At 60.0% G+C, this 3,388-nt stretch carries 3 protein-coding genes; all 3 read right to left on the reverse strand.

What is annotated here, in order from left to right; all coding sequences use genetic code 11:
- Positions 1-5: 5 nt before the first annotated feature.
- Genes AC0AP0_RS10580 through AC0AP0_RS10590 form a run of 3 tightly spaced genes read right to left on the reverse strand, consistent with a single transcriptional unit; the run spans position 6 to position 3,027 of the window.
- Positions 6-710, reverse strand: a complete 705-nt coding sequence (locus tag AC0AP0_RS10580) for a LutC/YkgG family protein (protein ID WP_045923943.1) — start codon at positions 708-710, stop codon at positions 6-8.
- Entirely contained in the window at positions 707-2,212 is a 1,506-nt protein-coding gene (locus AC0AP0_RS10585; protein ID WP_490430433.1) for a LutB/LldF family L-lactate oxidation iron-sulfur protein, read from the reverse strand. The genes AC0AP0_RS10580 and AC0AP0_RS10585 overlap by 4 nt, the downstream gene beginning before the upstream one ends.
- Positions 2,209-3,027 carry a (Fe-S)-binding protein gene (locus tag AC0AP0_RS10590; protein ID WP_121914381.1) on the reverse strand — a complete coding sequence of 273 codons (819 nt, stop codon included), beginning with the start codon at positions 3,025-3,027 and terminating at the stop codon, positions 2,209-2,211. The genes AC0AP0_RS10585 and AC0AP0_RS10590 overlap by 4 nt, the downstream gene beginning before the upstream one ends.
- Positions 3,028-3,388: the final 361 nt, after the last annotated feature.

Below are 3,388 nucleotides of genomic sequence, written 5' to 3' on the forward strand. Positions count from 1 at the left end.
TCGAGCTACATGTCTTCAACCACCAGATATGTCATATCCAGGGGACCATGCACGCCCACCACGATCACCATCTCGATATCGCCCGTGTTGGAGGGACCGGTGATGAAGTTGATGTTGGAGGTCTTGAGCTCGCCTGAGACCAGGGCTGGGTCATAGTAGTCCATGGCCTGCCGGGTTCGGGGCAGAATCTTCGACTTGCGAATGATGCTCAGATAGTGAACCGGCAGGAAGTGGAAGGCGCGACCCTGACCCGGGGTGGTGGCCACGGTGATGGTGCCCGACTCGGCCAGGAGGAAGTCCGCAAAGGCGATGGCCGTTCCGGACTCGTCGGCGGTCTTGATGTTCTCCTCGCGGCTGGCCCCCGGCTTCCAGAAAGTGGCGGGCGGGTTCAGGCCGTCCCTCCACTCCTCCAGCCCAAAGTCTGCGAACAGATCGGAGGTCGGCAGCATCACATGGTCGCTGTCGTCCTTGCGTGAATCGATGAACTCGTCCAATGCAGTGGGCAATTCGGCCTTGGTGCAGGTGCGGAAGTCCACATGGACAGCCTCGCTGCTCTTCCGTGCGATCTCCAACAGCTCATCCTGGGTATGACCCGACAGAGTTGTCTCCGGCAGATCGTTGACCGGCACCAGAGGGTGGTCCTTGAGCTGGTGACGGGGCCGTCCGCTCTTCTTGGCCAGGTAATCCAGGAATACCTCACGATCGGTCATGCCTGCTGCTCCTTCTTGTGATGAGCGAACCAACTGCGGAAGTTCTCCCCGTGCTTGGGCGGATCCGGCAGATCCCGCACCTTGGTCCATCCGCCGAAGACGAAGGGCATCCATTCCACATGCCGATCACTGGCGAAGAGGTTCTTGGCTGTCTCCGGCTGCTTCTTGGATATGGGGGTCAGCATGGTGTGATCCACCCCCAAGGCAGTGCGGAAGAGCGAGGAGTGGCCGGTTCCCAGGCCCATGACCCTCATGACCGTGTCATCGATCAGATTGGCCTTGGACTGGTCATCCATCATGATCCTCCTGTGTTCAATCATGAGCTGATGCAGGGGGATCTTGACCGGACAGGTGGCTGTGCATGCCGCACACAGGCTGCAGGCGTAAGGCAGGTCTCCGAAGTCGTCGTAGCCGCCGTCCAGCACCGGCGAGAGCACCGAGCCCACAGGACCCGGATAGATGGATCCATAGCCGTGACCGCCGATGTGCCGGTAGATGGGGCAGACGTTCAGGCAGGAGGCGCAGCGGATGCACTGGAGGATGGGCTCGAAGACCGTTCCCAGGGCGTTTGAGCGCCCGTTGTCCAGAATGACCACATAGACATCGTCCGGTCCATCCGACTCCTGGTCTGTGCGTGGCGCAGTGTAGGTCAGGTAGGAGGTCAGCTTCTGGCCGACAGCGGACCGGGCCAGCATGTTGTCCATGGTCTCGGCCTCTTTCATGGTCGGCACCAGACGCTCCATGCCCATGACCACCACCTGGGTCTTGGGGATGCACATGGCCAGGTCGGCGTTGCCCTCGTTGGTCACCAGGTTGATCATGCCCGTGTCGGCCACGGCGAAGTTGCAGCCTGTGATGCCCATGTCCGCCTCGAGGAAGTGCTTGCGCAGAACCTTGCGCGAGAACCGAGCCATGTGCTGAGGGTCGTTGTCGCCCTTGTAACCCAGCTTCTTCTCGAAAACCTGACGAACCTGCTCGCGGTTCTTGTGCAGGGCAGGGAAGACCAGATGCGTGGGCTGGTCCCAGTCGTCCTCCTCCAGGATGAACTCGGCCAGATCGGTTTCCAGCACTTCCAGGCCGGGCACAGTCATCAGCGTGGGATCCAGGTTGATCTCGCTGGTCACCATGGACTTGCTCTTGACGACGTGCCTGGCCTTCTTTTCGATGGCGATCTGCTTGATGTACTGGGCAGCCTCATCGTCGGTCTGGGCGAAGAAGACATGACCGCCGCGCTTCTCCACGTTGTCGGCGAACTCCTCCAGGTAGTCAGGCAGGTAGCGGATGACATGCTGACGAATCTGCTCGCCAAGGTCGCGCCACTGTTCCCAGTTGCCCAGTTCCTGACGGGCGGCCTCCCGCTTGACCCACTGCGCATCCTGGGCCTTGGCCACGGCCTGTTGGGCGAATTTGTCCTGTTCGGACTCTTTGACCCTGGTCAGGAAGGGAGCCTTGCTGGTTCGCAGATATTGCGCGGCTTTCTTGCCATTGACCATGCTGCTCATACCAGAGCCCCCTCTTCCTTGGCAGCCCTGACGGAACCCACTGCCCCATCGCCAGCAGAGCGCCCTTCCACATACTTGACGCGGCTCATATCCACGTTGTGATTGAGCACCTCAGCCAGGTGCATGATGGTGATCTTCTCGCCGCGCCGGTTGAAGCGACCGCCGATGTTCATCAGGCAGCCCGGATCGCAGGAGATGAGAACGCTGGCCTTGGTGCTGAGCACGTCGTTCACCTTCTCGTCCACCATCTGCTTGGAGATCTCAGGCTCCTTCATGGAGAACATGCCGCCGAACCCGCAGCAGTTCTCAATGTGGGGCAGGGGGACCATGGTCAGTCCTTTGACATGGTCCAGCAGGACGAAGGGGCTGGTCCGCTCCCCCAGCAGCCGGGTCATGTGGCATGAGCGGTGGTAGGTGGCCACAGCGTCGAGTTCGGCGCCGGCATCCAGCACACCCAGCACCCGGTAGAGGAACTGCGAGAACTCATAGGTCTTGTCAGCCATGGTCTGGGCCTTGGCTGCATAGACCGGGTCATTCTTCAGATGGAAAGGCAGCTCCTTGAGCATATTCACACAGGAGCCCGCCGGACCCACGATGTAGTCGGCATCCACGCTCAGCAGGGCATCGACCTCGTTGCGCATGACCTGCATGCTCTCCTTGACATACCCGCTGTTGAAGGTGGGCTGGGCGCAGCAGATCTGCTGCTTGGGAAGGTAGGTGTCGCAACCGAACCGCTCCAGCACCTCCACCATGGCCTTCCCCACGTTCGGAAACATGAGGTCCACCACGCAGGTGGAGAATATCACAACTTTCATTACCACACCTCTCTACAACCTCGTACGCCAGGTCCGAACCATCTCCGGATCGTGGAGCAACCCAACATCACTTGAACCCCTAATCCTTCCAACGCATCGCTGCCTTGCGACCACCACGCCCATGCGGGCACCGATGCGCAATCCTTGAAAGGACCCATCATCATCATGGTCTGGACTTGGAATTCGCGCCGTCGGGAATCGCCCACCCTCAGCTTTTGAACGTGTGAGATTTACCACATATATGCTACCACGACAGTCTCGGAATCTATGGCATGTCAAGGATGAGAGGTGACTGGTCGATTCGCTACAGTGGAGTCAGACCCTGCGCGGCCATCCTCGTGAAAGGGGCAATCGGCGTATG

The sequence above is a fragment of the Bifidobacterium sp. POST2/T3 (B1) genome, assembly GCF_058197115.1.

Excerpts from the sequence above, each read along its gene's own strand:
- AC0AP0_RS10585 (WP_490430433.1), bottom strand. The coding sequence starts at position 2,212 with ATGAGCAGCATGGTCAATGGCAAGAAAGCCGCGCAATATCTGCGAACC.
- AC0AP0_RS10590 (WP_121914381.1), bottom strand. The coding sequence starts at position 3,027 with ATGAAAGTTGTGATATTCTCCACCTGCGTGGTGGACCTCATGTTTCCG.
- AC0AP0_RS10580 (WP_045923943.1), bottom strand. The coding sequence starts at position 710 with ATGACCGATCGTGAGGTATTCCTGGATTACCTGGCCAAGAAGAGCGGA.